This window comes from Pseudomonas sp. BAY1663, assembly GCF_000582595.1.
GTDB classification, from domain to species: Bacteria; Pseudomonadota; Gammaproteobacteria; order Pseudomonadales; family Pseudomonadaceae; genus Stutzerimonas; species Stutzerimonas stutzeri_AF.
In genome coordinates, this window is record NZ_AZSV01000048.1 from 19,952 (window position 1) to 34,657 (window position 14,706).

10 protein-coding genes and 1 pseudogene are annotated in these 14,706 nt (G+C 67.4%); 6 read left to right on the forward strand and 5 right to left on the reverse strand.

Going from position 1 to position 14,706, the window contains the following annotated elements; translation table 11 throughout:
• The first annotated feature begins 127 nt into the window (after positions 1–127).
• The 3 genes from BAY1663_RS14160 to gshA all read left to right on the forward strand — a co-directional run bounded on the left by BAY1663_RS14160 (position 128) and on the right by gshA (position 4,498).
• Positions 128–2,440 (forward strand): Tex family protein, encoded by a 2,313-nt coding sequence (locus tag BAY1663_RS14160; RefSeq protein ID WP_037041938.1) that lies wholly within the window; start codon positions 128–130, stop codon positions 2,438–2,440.
• A 2-nt stretch (positions 2,441–2,442) separates the two neighbouring features.
• Entirely contained in the window at positions 2,443–2,832 is a 390-nt protein-coding gene (locus BAY1663_RS23055; protein WP_011911515.1) for a PaaI family thioesterase, read from the forward strand.
• A gap of 79 nt (positions 2,833–2,911) precedes the next feature.
• Positions 2,912–4,498 (forward strand): glutamate--cysteine ligase, encoded by a 1,587-nt coding sequence (gene gshA / locus BAY1663_RS14170; protein ID WP_037041940.1) that lies wholly within the window; start codon positions 2,912–2,914, stop codon positions 4,496–4,498.
• 177 nt (positions 4,499–4,675) lie between these two features.
• Here the strand turns inward: gshA and argA are convergent, their stop codons facing one another.
• The 4 genes from argA to BAY1663_RS14190 all read right to left on the reverse strand — a co-directional run bounded on the left by argA (position 4,676) and on the right by BAY1663_RS14190 (position 9,285).
• Positions 4,676–5,974, reverse strand: a complete 1,299-nt coding sequence (gene argA / locus BAY1663_RS14175) for an amino-acid N-acetyltransferase (RefSeq protein WP_037041941.1) — start codon at positions 5,972–5,974, stop codon at positions 4,676–4,678.
• 39 nt (positions 5,975–6,013) lie between these two features.
• Entirely contained in the window at positions 6,014–7,171 is a 1,158-nt protein-coding gene (gene argE, locus BAY1663_RS14180) for an acetylornithine deacetylase (RefSeq protein WP_037041943.1), read from the reverse strand.
• A gap of 132 nt (positions 7,172–7,303) precedes the next feature.
• Positions 7,304–8,569: an inorganic phosphate transporter gene (locus BAY1663_RS14185; RefSeq protein WP_037041945.1), complete on the reverse strand. Its 1,266-nt coding sequence runs from the start codon at positions 8,567–8,569 to the stop codon at positions 7,304–7,306.
• A gap of 38 nt (positions 8,570–8,607) precedes the next feature.
• Positions 8,608–9,285 (reverse strand): TIGR00153 family protein, encoded by a 678-nt coding sequence (locus tag BAY1663_RS14190; RefSeq protein ID WP_037041954.1) that lies wholly within the window; start codon positions 9,283–9,285, stop codon positions 8,608–8,610.
• Between the two features lie 113 nt (positions 9,286–9,398).
• Between BAY1663_RS14190 and BAY1663_RS14195 the strand changes: the two genes are divergently transcribed.
• Together BAY1663_RS14195 and BAY1663_RS14200 are read left to right on the forward strand one after the other, a co-directional pair.
• The gene (locus tag BAY1663_RS14195; protein ID WP_037041956.1) at positions 9,399–10,763 is read left to right on the forward strand and encodes an inorganic triphosphatase; all 1,365 of its coding nucleotides are present in this window, start codon (positions 9,399–9,401) and stop codon (positions 10,761–10,763) included.
• A 191-nt stretch (positions 10,764–10,954) separates the two neighbouring features.
• The gene (locus BAY1663_RS14200; protein WP_037041958.1) at positions 10,955–12,739 is read left to right on the forward strand and encodes a GspE/PulE family protein; all 1,785 of its coding nucleotides are present in this window, start codon (positions 10,955–10,957) and stop codon (positions 12,737–12,739) included.
• A gap of 432 nt (positions 12,740–13,171) precedes the next feature.
• On the opposite strand, the gene BAY1663_RS14205 is transcribed toward BAY1663_RS14200, so the two are convergent.
• Positions 13,172–13,882, reverse strand: a complete 711-nt coding sequence (locus BAY1663_RS14205) for a murein L,D-transpeptidase catalytic domain family protein (RefSeq protein WP_037041960.1) — start codon at positions 13,880–13,882, stop codon at positions 13,172–13,174.
• A gap of 229 nt (positions 13,883–14,111) precedes the next feature.
• Between BAY1663_RS14205 and BAY1663_RS14210 the strand changes: the two are divergent.
• Positions 14,112–14,706 (forward strand): annotated as a pseudogene (locus BAY1663_RS14210) (murein L,D-transpeptidase); the annotation flags it as partial.

Here is a 14,706-nt window from a genome sequence, read left to right on the forward strand (position 1 = left end):
AGCGCCGGGCCCGTGCGGCAGACGACCGCCTGCCGGCAATCGCTTGAGGCCGGACGTCGCACTTCCCCTATAATCGCCGGCTTCGCGCAGGCCCGGCCTGCATGGTTTGACTGACCCAGGTAGGTACATGGACAGCATCAATTCCCGCATCGCCAACGAGCTGGGCGTGCGCCCGCAACAGGTCGCCGCCGCCGTGGCGCTGCTCGACGAAGGTTCCACCGTGCCCTTCATCGCCCGTTACCGCAAGGAAGTCACCGGCAGCCTCGACGATACCCAGCTGCGCACCCTGGAGGAGCGCCTGCGCTACCTGCGCGAACTGGACGAGCGCCGCGTCTCGATCCTCGCCAGCATCGAGGAGCAGGGCAAGCTGACCCCCGAGCTCAAGCGCGAGATCGATCTCGCCGACACCAAGACCCGCCTCGAAGACCTCTACCTGCCCTACAAGCAGAAGCGCCGCACCAAGGGCCAGATAGCCTTGGAAGCCGGCCTCGGCGAGCTGGCCGATGCGCTGTTCGCCGATCCGCAGCTGGCCCCGGAAACCGAAGCCGAGCGCTTCATCGACGCCGAGAAGGGCTTCGCCGACGTCAAGGCCGTGCTCGAGGGCGCCAAGTACATCCTCATGGAGCGCTTCGCCGAGGACGCCGACCTGCTGGCCAGGCTGCGCGAGTTCCTCAAGCACAACGCCACCCTCAGCGCCCGCGTGGTGCCGGGCAAGGAGAGCGAAGGGGCCAAGTTCAGCGACTACTTCGAGCACGACGAGCCGCTCAAGGGCGTGCCCTCGCACCGCGCGCTGGCGATCTTCCGCGGGCGCAACGAGGGCATCCTCGGCGTCAGCCTCAAGGTCGGCGAGGAGACGCCGGGCAGCATGCACCCGGGCGAGACGATGATCGGCGAGCGCTTCGGCATCGCCAACCGCGGGCGCGCGGCGGACAAGTGGCTGGCCGAGGTGGTGCGCTGGACCTGGAAGGTCAAGCTCTACACCCACCTGGAAACCGACCTGCTCGGCGAGCTGCGCGACAAGGCCGAGGACGAGGCCATCTCCGTGTTCGCCCGCAACCTGCACGACCTGCTGCTGGCCGCCCCGGCCGGCCCGCGCGCGACCCTGGCGCTGGACCCGGGCCTGCGCACCGGCTGCAAGGTGGCGGTGGTCGATGCCACCGGCAAGCTGCTGGACACCGCCACCGTCTACCCGCACGCGCCGCGCAACGACTGGGACGGCACCCTGGCGATCCTCGCCAAGCTGTGCGCCAAGCACGCGGTGGACCTGATCGCCATCGGCAACGGCACCGCCAGCCGTGAGACCGACAAGCTGGCCGGCGAGCTGATCAAGAAGGTGCCGGGCCTCAAGCTGACCAAGATCATGGTCAGCGAAGCGGGCGCCTCGGTGTATTCGGCCTCGGAGCTCGCCGCCCGCGAATTCCCCGAACTGGACGTATCGCTGCGCGGCGCGGTGTCCATTGCCCGCCGCCTGCAGGACCCGCTGGCCGAGCTGGTCAAGATCGACCCGAAGTCCATCGGCGTCGGCCAGTACCAGCACGACGTGTCCCAGCTCAAGCTGGCGCGCTCGCTGGATGCGGTGGTCGAGGACTGCGTGAACGCCGTCGGCGTCGACGTCAACACCGCCTCCGCCGCGCTGCTGGCGCGCATCTCCGGGCTCAACGCGACGCTGGCCAATAACATCGTGCAGTTCCGCGATGCCAACGGTGCATTCAGCTCCCGCGCGCAATTGAAGAAAGTGCCGCGCCTGGGCGAGAAGACCTTCGAGCAGGCCGCCGGCTTCCTGCGCGTGATGAACGGCGACAACCCGCTGGACGCCTCCGCCGTGCACCCGGAAACCTATCCGCTGGTCACGCGCATCGCCGCCGATACCGGCCGCGACATCCGCTCGCTGATCGGCGACTCGGCCTTCCTCAAGCGCCTCGACCCGAAGAAATTCACCGACGAGACCTTCGGCCTGCCCACCGTCACCGACATCCTCGGCGAGCTGGACAAGCCCGGCCGCGACCCGCGTCCGGAGTTCAAGACCGCCGAATTCCAGGACGGCGTGGAGAAGCTCAGCGACCTGGAGCCGGGCATGGTGCTCGAGGGCGTGGTGACCAACGTCACCAACTTCGGCGCCTTCGTCGACATCGGCGTGCACCAGGACGGCCTGGTGCACATCAGCGCGCTGTCGGAGAAGTTCGTCAAGGACCCCTACGAGGTGGTCAAGGCCGGCGACATCGTCAAGGTCAAGGTCATGGAAGTGGACATCCCGCGCAACCGCGTCGGCCTGTCCATGCGCATGAGCGACACCCCCGGCGAGAAGACCGACGGCCCGCGCGGCGGCAAGCCACGCGGCAACGCCCCGCGCAGCGAGCGCCATTCGAAACAGGACAAGCCGGCCCCGACCAACCCCGGCATGGCCGCGCTGTTCGCCAACGCCAAGCAGCTGAGGAAATAAGCATGAGCATCCAAGTCGAGGCGGTGGGCAACTCCAGCGCCTTCGGCCGTCTGCTCGGCCTGGAGATCCACCAGGTCGGCAATGGCGAGGCCGTGCTCGGCCTGAGCATGCACGACGGCCTGCGCAACCTGCACGGCAAGCTGCATGGCGGCGCGCTGTTCTCGCTGATCGACACCGCCATGGGCCAGGCCAGCCACAGCCTGGGCGATGGCTCGCCGAACAGCGTGACGCTGGAATGCAAGGTCAACTACATTCGTCCGGTGACCGATGGCGAACTGCGCTGCCGCGCCTGGGTGGTGCACGGCGGGCGGCGCACCCAGGTGCTCGAAGCCGAGGTGCATCAGGGCGACAAGCTGATCGCCAAGGCGCAAGCGACCTTCGCCTGCCTCTAACTTAGAAGCAGCTTGTGGCTTGAAGCTTGCCGCTCTCCCCCCCATATTGGGCCGACCGTCGCGTGAAGGAACCCACAAGTTGAGCGATCTCCTCTCCCATCGTCTGGCATTGCTGGCCGAGCACCCACAGCGTTCGCTGCTCACTCAATGCCTGCACGGGATCGAGCGCGAGTGCCTGCGCGTCGACTCTCAGGGCCGCCTGGCCCTGACCCCGCATCCGGCGGCACTGGGCTCGGCGCTGACCCACCCGAAGATCACCACCGACTATTCCGAGGCGCTGCTGGAGTTCATCACCGGCACCGACAGCGACCCACGCAACACCCTGGCCGAGCTCGAGGCCATCCATCGTTTCACCTACGCCAAGCTCGGCAATGAGTACCTCTGGAGCCCGTCGATGCCCTGCCCGCTGCCGGACGAGGCGGACATCCCGATCGCCGAATACGGCAGCTCCCACATCGGCCGGCTCAAGCACGTCTACCGCCAGGGGCTGGCGCTGCGCTACGGCAAGACCATGCAGTGCATCGCCGGCATCCACTACAACTTCTCGCTGCCCGAATCACTGTGGCCGATCCTGCAGGCCGACGATGGCGATCCGCGCTCGGCACAGGACTACCGCTCGACGCGCTACATCGGCCTGATCCGCAACTTCCGCCGCTACAGCTGGCTGCTGATGTACCTGTTCGGCGCCTCGCCGGCGCTGGATGCCGGCTTCCTGCGCGGCCGCGCGCACCAGCTCGAAACGCTCGACGCCGACACGCTCTACCTGCCCTGGGCGACCAGCCTGCGGATGAGCGACCTGGGCTACCAGAACAATGCCCAGGCCGGCCTCACGCCCTGCTACGACGACCTGCCGAGCTATATCGAAAGCCTCTATGGCGCGGTCTCCACGCCCTACCCACCCTACGTGGAGCTGGGCACCAAGGACGCCGCCGGCAACTGGCAACAGCTCAACACCAACATCCTGCAGATCGAGAACGAGTACTACTCGAACATCCGCCCCAAGCGCGTCACCGCCAGCGGCGAACGCCCGCTGCACGCCTTGCGCGCGCGCGGCATCCAGTATGTCGAAGTGCGCTGCCTGGATATCGATCCGTTCCTGCCGCTGGGCATCGACGCCAGCGGGGCGCGCTTCCTCGACGCCTTCCTGCTGTTCTGCGCGCTGCAGGACAGCCCTTGCCTGGTCGAGGGCGAATGCGGCGCCGCCACCGACAACTTCCTCAAGGTGGTCAAGGAAGGTCGGCGCCCGGGCCTGCAGCTGCGCCGCTGCGGCGAGAGCCTGCCGCTGGCGACCTGGGCCGACGAACTGCTGGACGAAATCGGCCGGGTCGCCGACCTGCTCGATCGCAGCCATGGCGACCGACGCCATGCCGAGGCCCTGGCCGTGCAGCGGGCCAAGGTCGCCGACAGCAGCCTGACGCCGTCGGCGCGCGTGCTCGACGAACTGCGGCGCCATGGCGAGAGCTTCAGCCAGTTCGCCATGCGCCAGACCCTGGCCCATGCCGACTACTTCCGCAGCCAGCCTCCGGGTGCGGCCGAGCTGGCCGAATTCGAGGCCCTATCGCGCCAATCGCTGGCCGAACAGGCCACACTGGAAGCCCAGCAGGAAACCGATTTCGACCAGTTCGTCGCCGCCTACCAGGCGAGCCTGCTGAGCATCGGGGTCTGAAAGAGCAGCTGCAAGCTCAAAAGCATCGCCCCGAGGGCGGGCCTCCCACAAGAGCAGCAGACTCCACCGAATCCTGTGGGCGCGCCCTCGGGGCGATGCAGGCTGCAGGCGTAGGGCGGGTTGCAACCCGCCGATTCGGCGTTGGCTTGGACTCCGTCCGCGCGGGTTTCACCCGCCCTACAGCGGCTTCTCGAAAATCTTCGAATTGCGCTGGAAGTTGTACAGCGACGCCCGCGCCGCCGGCAGGCGCTCGACGCCGATCGGTTCGAAACCACGCTCGCGGAACCAGTGGGCGGTACGGGTGGTGAGCACGATCAGCTTCTTCAACCCCAGCTGCCGCGCGCGCTCCTCGATGCGTTCGAGCAACTCGTCGCCACGGCCGCCATGGCGGTATTCCGGATTGACCGCCAGGCAGGCCAGTTCGCCGGCATCCGACTCGGCGATCGGATACAGCGCCGCGCAGGCGATGATCAGCCCGTCGCGCTCGACGATGCTGAACTGCTCGACCTCGCGTTCGAGCACCTCGCGCGAGCGCCGCACCAGGATGCCCTGCTCCTCCAGCGGGGTGATCAGGTCGATCAGCCCGCCGACGTCCTCGATGGTCGCCTCACGCAGTTGCTCGAACTGCTCCTGGGTCACCAGGGTGCCGGCGCCGTCGCGGGTGAACAGCTCGTTGAGCAGCGCGCCGTTGTCGACATAGCTGACCACATGGCTGCGCCGCACGCCGCCGCGGCAAGCCTGCGCCGCGGCATCCAGCAGCTCGGCCTGGTAGTGGCCGCCGAGACGCTCGACGTAGGCCGGGATCTGCTGCGGGCGCAGCTCGCGCACCAGCTTGCCGCTCTCGTCGAGCAGACCGGCCTCGGCGCCGTAGAGCACCAGCTTGTCGGCCTGCAGGTCGATCGCCGCGCGGGTGGCGACGTCCTCGCAGGCGAGGTTGAAGATTTCCCCGGTGGGCGAATAGCCCAGCGGCGGCAGCAGTACGATGGTGCGCTCGTCGAGCAGGCGGCCGATGCCCTTGCGGTCGATACGCCGTACCTCGCCGGTGTGGTGGTAGTCGACGCCATCGAGCACGCCGATCGGCCGCGCGGTGACGAAGTTGCCGCTGGCCACGCGCAGCCGCGCGCCCTGCATCGGCGAGGCGGCCATGTCCATCGATAGCCGTGCCTCGAGGGCGATGCGCAGCTGGCCGACGGCGTCGATCACGCATTCCAGGGTCGGCGCGTCGGTGATCCGCAGGTCGCGATGAAAGCGCGGCGCCAGCCCGCGGGCGGCGAGGCGCGCCTCGATCTGTGGGCGCGAGCCGAACGCCAGCACCAGGCGTACGCCAAGGCTGTGCAGCAGCACCAGGTCGTGGACGATATTGGCGAAGTTGGCATGGGCCAGGCCGTCGCCCGGCAGCATGACCACGAAGGTGCGGTCACGGTGCGAATTGATGTAGGGGGAGGAATCGCGGAGCCAGGTGACGTAGTCGTGCATGTAGGAGCCTTTGGTGGCGGATCTCGTTCGGTACCAGCGCTAGGGCTGGACGGCCGGCTGCAGGCAGTAGTGCCCGATCAGCCGGCGCAGCAGCTGCAGTGTCGGCTCGATGCGTTCGAGCTGCAGGTATTCGTCGGGCTGGTGCGCGCAGGCGATGTCGCCGGGGCCGAGCACCAGCGTCTCGCAGCCAAGCTGCTGAAGATAAGGCGCTTCGGTGGCGAACGCCACTGCCTCGGCGCGGTGTCCGGTCAGGCGCTCGGCGAGGCGCACCAGCTCGCTGTCGGCCGCCTGCTCGAAGGGCGGCACCGCGGGGAACAGCGGCGCCAGTTCGATCTGCACCTGATGGCGCTCGGCCAGTGGCTGCAGGCGCTGGCGGATGATCGCCCGCAACTGCTGCGGGTCCATCCCCGGCAGCGGGCGCAGGTCGAACTCCAGCGCGCACTGGCCACAGATACGGTTGGGGTTGTCGCCGCCATGGATGCAGCCGAGGTTGAGGGTCGGCTGCGGCACGTCGAACAACGGGTTGCGGTATTCGCCCTGCCACTGGCGACGCAGCGTCAGCAGCTCGCCCAGCACCCCGTGCATGGCCTCCAGCGCGCTGTGGCCGTAGGCCGGATTGGACGAATGGCCGCTCTGCCCGAGGATGTCGATGCGCTCCATCATGATGCCCTTGTGCAGGCGCACCGGATGCAGGCCGGTGGGTTCGCCGATCAGCGCGGCGCGCCCGAGCGGCTGGCCGGCAGCGGCCAGCGCGCGGGCGCCGGACATCGAACTCTCTTCGTCACAGGTGGCGAGAATCAGCAGTGGCTGGAGGAACGGCTGGTCCAGCAACGGGCGGACCGCTTCGATGACCAGGGCGAAGAAGCCCTTCATGTCGCAACTGCCGAGACCGTACCAGCGGTCGTCGGCTTCGCGCAGCTTCAGCGGGTCGGCGGCCCACAGCGCGGCGTCGAACGGCACGGTATCGCTGTGCCCGGCCAGCACCAGACCGCCCGGACCGCTGCCGTAGCTGGCCAGCAGGTTGAACTTGCCGGGAGCGACTTCCGGGGTTTCGCAGGCGAAGCCCAGCTCGCCGAGCCAGGCGGCCAGCAGTTCGATCACCGGGCGGTTGCTCTGGTCCCAGCCGGGTTGCGTGCAACTGACCGAGGGTGCGGCAACGAGCGCGGCGAACTGTTCCTTGAGCGAGGGAATGGGCACCGGTTACCTCCGTGGCGCGAGCGGACAGAGTCTCCAGTGAAGCACGAAACGCGCCACGGCGGGACCCGCAAACGAATACGCCCCGTCAGCTCGACGGGGCGTATCGGCAACCGCGACGGGCCGCACGGGCGATCAGGTGAAGATGCCGCGCAGGACCAGGAAGAACACGATGGCCAGGCCCGCGCCCACCGGCAGGGTGACCAGCCAGGACATGAAGATCTTGCCGATCACGCCCAGGTTGAGCGCACCGATGCCGCGGGCGATGCCCACGCCGAGTACCGCGCCGACCAGGGTGTGGGTGGTGGATACCGGCAGGCCGATGGCCGAGGCGCCGACCACGGTGCTGGCGGTGGCCAGCTCGGCGGCGAAGCCACGGCTCGGGGTCAGCTCGGTGATCTGCTTGCCGATGGTGGCGATCACCTTGTAGCCGTAGGTGGCCAGACCGATGACGATACCGACCGCCCCCAGCAGCAGCACCCAGCCCGGCACCGCCGATTTGGCGCTGATCGCCGCGGCGCCCTCGGACTGCAGCACACCGACCACCGCCGCCAGCGGGCCGACCGCGTTGGCGACGTCGTTGGAGCCATGGGCGAAGGCCATCGAGCAGGCGGTGAAGATCATCAGCACGGCGAAGACCTTTTCCACGCTGGAGAAGTGGAAGGCCTTGTCTGCCTCCACGTCGACCTTGATGCGCGTCAGCAGGGCGACGCCGATCAGCATCACCAGCACGCCGACGCCCACGGCGAGCAGGAAGCTCTCGCCGCCGCTCAGGTGCAGACCGATGTGCTTGAGACCCTTGGACAGGGTCATCAGCGCCACCATGAAGCCGGTGAGGAACATGTACAGCGGCACGAAGCGCTTGGCGTTGTGGAAGGGGTCGTCGGTATCGATGATCAGCTTCTGCACGCTCATGAACACGCCGAAGGCGATGGTGCCGGAGAGCATCGGCGAGATGATCCAGCTGGCGACGATGGGGCCGACGCCGCTCCAGTGCACCGCATCCACCGAGATGCCCACCGCGGCGAAACCGATCACCGCACCGACGATCGAGTGCGTGGTGGACACCGGCCAGCCCTTCATCGAGGCCACCAGCAGCCAGGTACCGGCGGCCAGCAGGGCGGACATCATCCCCAGCACCATCAGGTCGGGCGTGATCATCTCGGCGTCGACGATGCCGCTCTTGATCGTCTCGGTCACCTGGCCGCCAGCCAGATAGGCGCCGCAGAATTCGAAGACCATGGCGACGACGATCGCCTGCTTGATGGTCAGGGCGCGGGAGCCCACCGAGGTGCCCATGGCGTTGGCCACGTCGTTGGCGCCCACGCCCCAGGCCATGAAGAAACCGAACACGCAGGCGAGCACCAGGAGTACGAAGCCGTAATCCGCGATAAAGGACATAAAAAATTACCTGTAGAACCCAGAAAGGACGCTGGCGCTCAACGCGCCAGCAATTGTTCCAGACGGTTGCCGACGCGCTCGGCGCGGTCGGCCACGTCACCGATCCATTCGATGATCTTGTAGAGGAAGATCACGTCGACAGCTGGCAATTCCTTTTCCAGGTTGAACAGCGCACGGCGCACCGTGATCTGCATGCGGTCGGTTTCGCGCTCGATCTCCTCGAGTTCCTCGACCATCTTCTCGACGAGCGTGGCTTCGCGGCCACTGAAGCCGGTCTCCAGCAGCGAATCCAGTTCCTTGAGCGCCTTGAGCGCCTGGGCGCTGGCGTCGACGCTGCGTTGCACGTAGGCCAGCATCTGCGGCTGCAGCGGCTGCGGGATGGTCATGCAGCGGCCCAGCATCAGGCCGGCGATGTCCTTGGCGCGGTTGGCGATCTTGTCCTGTACACTCAGCAGGTCCAGCAGATCGGAGCGAGGCACCGGCAGGAACAGGCTCTTGGGCAGGTGCTGGCGAACGCTCTTCTTCAGCTTGTCGGCCTCGTTTTCCAACTGGGCCATCTGCTGCTGAATCTGTTCGACCATTTCCCAGTCTTCGGCCATCACCGCCTGGAACAGCGGCACCAGGTTCGCGGCGCACTCATGCGACTTGGCCATGTGCTGCTGCATCGGGCCGATTGGCGAGCGTCCGAACAAGCTGACGAAAGGATTGACTGGCATAGGGTATGGCCCCGGCTTGAAAGAGGCGGCAAGTATACGGACAGGCCATCATGCCTGCTACCGTGCGTCATCAGGCTGCAACATCCACACATCATAGGCACCCCGTCGGCACCATGCAGAAAGAAACCGAAATCAAGCTACGCGCCAGCCGCGAGACCCTGCTCGCCCTGCGCGAATACCCGCTGCTGAACAAGCGCAACAAGAGCGGCTGGTCGCGCCATGAGCTGTCCAACCAGTACTACGACACCGCCGACCGCGCGCTGGCCGGGGCCAAGGTCGCGCTGCGCCTGCGGCGTGACGGCGAGCAGTTCATCCAGACCCTCAAGAGCCGTGGCCAGAGCGTCGCCGGGCTGTCCGAGCGCAACGAATGGGACTGGTACCTGGACAAGGCCAGGCTGGATACGAAGAAGCTCACCGACGACTGCTGGCCGGCCAGCCTCGCCGGGCTCGACAAGAAGAGCCTGAAACCGATCTTCAGCACCGACTTCGTCCGCGAGAAGGCCGAACTCGCCTGGGGCCGCGGCAAGGCCCGGGTGGTGATCGAGGCGGCGCTGGACCTGGGTCGGGTCGCCGCCGGCAAGCGCGCCGAAGAACTCTGCGAACTGGAACTGGAACTGCGCCAGGGCGAGCCCGAAGCGCTGCTGGAACTGGCCGCCGAACTGGCTGCCGACCTGCCGCTGATGCCCTGCGACATCAGCAAGGCCGAACGCGGCTACCGCCTGCACGACGCCGATGGCTACGCCCTGAACCTGCCGGCGCCCGCGCTGGAGGCGACGATGGCGCTGGACGACGCGGTGGCCGCCCTCGGCTGGCAACTGCTCGGCAACAGCCAGCGGCTGGCCGAGCAGTACCGCTTCAACGGCCACTGGAAGCTGCTGGACGACTGGCTGCAACAGCTCATCGAGCTGCGCGCCCTGCTCGGCAGCCTCGGCCAGGCCGCGCCGCGCGCCAGCAGCCGCGAACTGCGCGAACTGCTCGATGCGCTGATCCAGGACTGGCGCCCGCGCGTCGAAGCCGGCCAGACCGACGAAAGCGTACGCCAGGCGGCCCCCGCACAATTCGCCGCCGAGCTCGGCCAGACCCGCTGGGGCCTGTTCTCGCTGAAAGCCTCGCTGTGGCTGCTGCAACGCAGCTGGACCGCCGGGCGCAACGCCCGCGGCGATCGCCAGGGCGCGGCCGAGCTGGGCAAGTGGCTGCTGCATCTGCTGGCTGAAGAAGCCAAGGCGCTGCAACTGCCGCGCTACCGGCAACAACCCGAAGACCTCGCCGAACAGAGCCCGCGCATGGAGCGCCTGCTGGCCTGGCTGCACCTGGCCCGCGGCGTGCTGGAGTTGCCGGAAGTCGACCGCCTGTACGGCGAGCTGGCCAAGCTCTACGCACTGGCCCGCCAGCCGCTGGACGAGCAGACGCGTCAGTTGCGCGTCGAGCAGGCCCATACTGTGTGGACGCTCAAGGCCTGGAAAGCGCTGACCAAGTAAGCTGCGGGAAAAGCAGCCGCAAGCCGGCGTAGGGTGGATCACGCTTTACCGATCCACCGGGTGGCGGTCCACCGGGTGGCGGCCCCAGCGAGCGGGGCCATGGTGGATGTAAAAAGCGACATCCACCCTACTTGCGCGTCTACTTGCAGCTTGCGGCTTGAAGCTTGCCGCTACCCCCCATGGAGTCCTCGATGTCCGTCTTCGCCCCGTCCGTTGCCGACCGTTTCCTCGATCTCAACGACCTGCTGCGCGAGCTGGTCGCCCAGGGACGCGTCGACCAGGACAGCGCCGAACAGTGCCTGGCGATACGCCGCAGCGCGGTGACCAACCAGCAGCATCCGCTGGAATTCCTCGCCGCGCAGCAGCTCGACGACCTGCAGCGCCCGGGCAAGAAGCTCGACCTGGAAAGCCTGACCACCTGGCTGGCCGAACACGCCGGCCAGCCCTACCTGCGTATCGACCCGCTGAAGATCGACGTCGCCGCGGTCACCCCGCTGATGTCCTATGCGTTCGCCCAGCGCCACGGGATTCTCGCCGTGGCGGTCGACAGCAGCGCCGTCACCATCGCCAGCTGCCAGCCGTTTGTGCACGGCTGGGAAACCAACCTGACCCACGTGCTCAAGCGCCCGATCAAGCGCGTGGTGGCCAATCCGGCGGACATCCAGCGCTTCACCGTCGAGTTCTACCGCCTGGCCAAGTCGGTCAGCGGCGCCAGCGGCACCGAGCAGAAGATCAGCGGCGTCGGCAACTTCGAGCAACTGCTCAATCTCGGCGCCAGCGACCAGGAACCGGACGCCAACGATTCGCACATCGTCAACATCGTCGACTGGCTGTTCCAGTACGCCTTCCAGCAGCGCGCCAGCGACATCCACATCGAGCCGCGCCGCGAGCAGGGCACGGTGCGCTTTCGCATCGACGGCGTGCTGCACAACGTCTACCAGTTCCCGCCGCAGGTGACCATGGCGGTGGTCAGCCGACTGAAGAGCCTCGGCCGGATGAACGTCGCCGAGAAGCGCAAGCCGCAGGACGGCCGGGTCAAGACCAAGACCCCGGACGGCGGCGAGGTCGAGCTGCGCCTGTCGACCCTGCCGACCGCCTTCGGCGAGAAGATGGTGATGCGCATCTTCGACCCCGAGGTGCTGCTCAAGGGCTTCGACCAGCTGGGCTTCTCCGCCGACGACCTGCGCCGCTGGCAGAGCATGACCTGCCAGCCCAACGGCATCATCCTGGTCACCGGGCCGACCGGCTCGGGCAAGACCACCACGCTGTACACCACGCTCAAGCAGCTGGCGACGCCGGAGGTGAACGTCTGCACCATCGAGGACCCGATCGAGATGATCGAGGGCGCCTTCAACCAGATGCAGGTGCAGCACAACATCGAGCTGACCTTCGCCAGCGGCGTGCGCGCGCTGATGCGCCAGGACCCGGACATCATCATGATCGGCGAGATTCGCGACCTGGAGACCGCCGAGATGGCGATCCAGGCGGCGCTCACCGGACACCTGGTGCTGTCCACCCTGCACACCAACGACGCGCCCAGCGCGATCACCCGCCTGCTGGAACTGGGCGTGCCGCATTACCTGCTCAAGGCCACCCTGCTCGGCGTCATGGCCCAGCGCCTGGTGCGCACGCTGTGCCCGCACTGCAAGGCACCGCTGCAACTGGATGGCGACGACTGGGCGGCGCTGACCCGACCGTGGAACGCGCCGCTACCGAGCAGCGCGCAACAGGCGGTGGGTTGCCTGGAATGCCGCGACACCGGTTATCGCGGTCGCGCTGGTGTCTACGAGATCATGCTGCTCAACGACGCGATCAAGCCGCTGATCACCGCCGATACCGACATCGTCGCCCTGCGCCGCGCCGCCTTCAAGGACGGCATGCGCAGCCTGCGCCTGTCCGGCGCGCAGAAGATCGCCGCCGGCCTGACCACCGTCGAGGAAGTGTTGCGGGTGACGCCGCAGAGCGAGCAGAAATAAGCTGGAAGCTGGAGGCGGTTGTAGGGTGGATGTCGCTTTTTACATCCACCAAGACTCCGCCCCGGTGGATCGCCACCCGGAGGATCGCCACCCGGAGGATCGGTGAAGCGTGATCCACCCTACGCCAGCCCGCAGCCTGGATTAGCCGGAGGCGTAATCCGACTACTCGGAGCACCTTTTCGTTCAGCCCTCCAGCCTCCAGCGCTTTTAGCAGGCTGTTGAAAAACGTAGGCGAGGCAGCCAGCGCAAGGCGCAACGACCAACGGGAGTAACAGCCGAAGGCTGGCCCGAAGGGTGAGCGTCAGCGAATCAAACAGGCGAAAAAGCGCAGTTTACGAGCGGTAAATGAGCATTTTGATCGGACTCGCGCACGAGCCTGTTTTTAACGCCGCGAAGGCAACGCAGGTAGTTTTTCAACAGCCTGTTAGGGACTTATCCCTGCCGCGCCGCCAGTATCCCCGCCACGCGCGCAGGCTCGCAATTGAGGTAGGCGGAGGACTGCAGCCACTGCTGGTCGGGATACCAGGAAAACATGAACTGCCCGCCCTTGAGGCTGTCGACCACCATCCGCGCGACTTCCGGGCGCACCGCCGGGCAGCCCTGGCTGCGGCCGATGCGGCCCTGGGTCACGATCCACGACGGATCGACGTAGGCCGCGGGATGGATGACGATGGCCCGCTCGCGGGCGCGGTCGTTGATGCCTGGTTCCAGGCCATCCATGCGCAGCGAATAGCCGTGCTTGCCGCTGTAGCTCTCGGCGGTGCGGAACAGGCCGATGCTCGACTGGTGGCTGCCGACCAGATTGGAGAAGCGCGTCGCCAGGTTGTCGCCGGACTTCTGGCCGTGGGCGACCAGGTCTTCGAGGAGCAATTCTTCCTTGTCCAGGTCGAAGATCCATAGGCGGCGCTCGCTGGAGGGCCGCGAGAAGTCGATCACCGCCAGTCGCTGGGCCGGGCTGGCGCCGTTGTTCACCGCGCACTGCATGGCCGCGACGGCGTGGGTGAGTACCTGGCGATCGAGCGTCGGCGCCAGCCGCGCCAGGCCGTCGACCATCGGCTGGTAGCTGGCGGGGGCTGCCCATACGGGCAGCGCGAGAACGAAAAGACCTGCCGCCAGGCAGGCACGTCGGAACATGGACGTCATGAACGAGCAACCTCATCGGGCACGGCCTTGCGGCTTCCTGCCTGGCCGGCGCCTCATACTCGCCGCCGATCAGGCGCAGCGGCGCGACAAAGCCGGCGGGAGACGAGCGAGCCCCAAACAGCCGGCGCGATATGTTCTGATGGTCTGAAATGGACCCTGGCCGAACCCAGGAGCCGCAGCCCTTGAGCGGCGCAGTCTAGCAGTCGGGGCGATAGTCTGGAGCGAAACGTTGTTCAAAAAACATGCATTCCGTCTGGCCGTCTGGCTCTGCTGCGTTCCCGCCGCCACCCTGGCCGAGGCTCTCCCGGCGCCCGTTGCGCCGATCGAATCGGCCCTCGCGGCGCTGCCAGGTGCCTGTCCGCAATTGCCGGCGCCGCTCGAAGCGCAGGCCCTGCAGCGGCTCACGGCGTTCTACCGGGCACGCGACTTCCAGCTCGCCTGGACCAGCTACCCGCAGCTCGATGCCCTGCTGCTGCAGCTCGCGCAGCTGGCCGACGACGGCCTCGATCCCGCGCAGTACCAGCCCGACCGCGTCCGCCAGCAGTTGCAGACCGCCACGGCCGAGCCATTGCATCGCGAGTGCAGCGACCTGCACGCCAGCCACGCCTATCTCGAGGCGCTGCAGCACCTGGCCCACGGCCGCCTGCAGCAGGCGCGGGTCGAGCCGATCTGGCGCAGCCCGGAAGCGGCCGAACCCGACGATCGCCAGCGCCTGCTGCAGATCGCCCTCGACGGCCTCGACGATCCGGCGAACGCCTTCGACCAGGCGCGCCCGTCGCTGGAGCTGTATCGCGACCTGCGCGGCGCCTACGCCCGCCTGCGCG